Source organism: Hymenobacter agri (genome assembly GCF_054778495.1).
In genome coordinates this window covers 1-664 of the sequence record NZ_BAAGZM010001189.1, presented here as the reverse complement: position 1 = coordinate 664, position 664 = coordinate 1, and the positions used below count along the sequence as shown (strand labels likewise).

1 protein-coding gene is annotated in these 664 nt (G+C 66.6%); it reads left to right on the top strand.

The genetic code is table 11. The annotated features are described in order from the left end of the window. A partial coding sequence (locus ACYVDE_RS25255) for a bestrophin family protein (protein ID WP_460504265.1) occupies positions 1-507 on the top strand: 507 nt, incomplete at its 5' end. Positions 508-664 lie beyond the last annotated feature (157 nt).

Genomic DNA, 664 nt, shown 5'->3' with positions numbered 1-664 from the left:
GACCTGGCCCGCCTACTGCCCGCTCCCCTCGCCGAGGCCACCCGGGCCGCCACCTTCCGGCCCGTGCGGCTGCTGCTTGAAATGAGCCGCTGGGTGCAGCAGGGCCGCGAAGCCGGCCAACTCGATACCACCACCCAGCTGGCCTTCGACCATCATTTCAACCAGCTATCCGACATCGTGGGGGCCTGCGAGCGGCTGGCGGGCACGCCCATTCCGTATCCCTATAGCGTGCTGCTGCATCGCACGGTGTACCTCTACTGCTTCCTGCTGCCGTTCGGGCTCGTCGACAGCACCGGCTGGCTTACGCCGCTCATCGTGGCCTTCGTGGGCTACACGTTTATGGCGCTGGATGCCATCATGCGCGAAATTGAGGAGCCGTTCGGGCTCGAAGACAATGATTTGGCTTTAAATGCCATGAGCCACACCATCGAGGCCACCCTGCTGGAAATGGCCGGCGAGCCCGGGCCGCCCGCGCCCGTCCGCCCCCACCGCTACGTGTTCGACTAAAGCCGGCCTGTGCTTCGCCGCAACGGGCGGCCGTTCTATCTTTGCCCACCCCCTCCCTTGCCCGCATGCGCATTCCTGTTATCAACCATTCCGGCCACCCGCTGCCCGAATACCAGACGCCCCACGCCGCCGGCCTCGACCTGCGCGCCCACCGGGC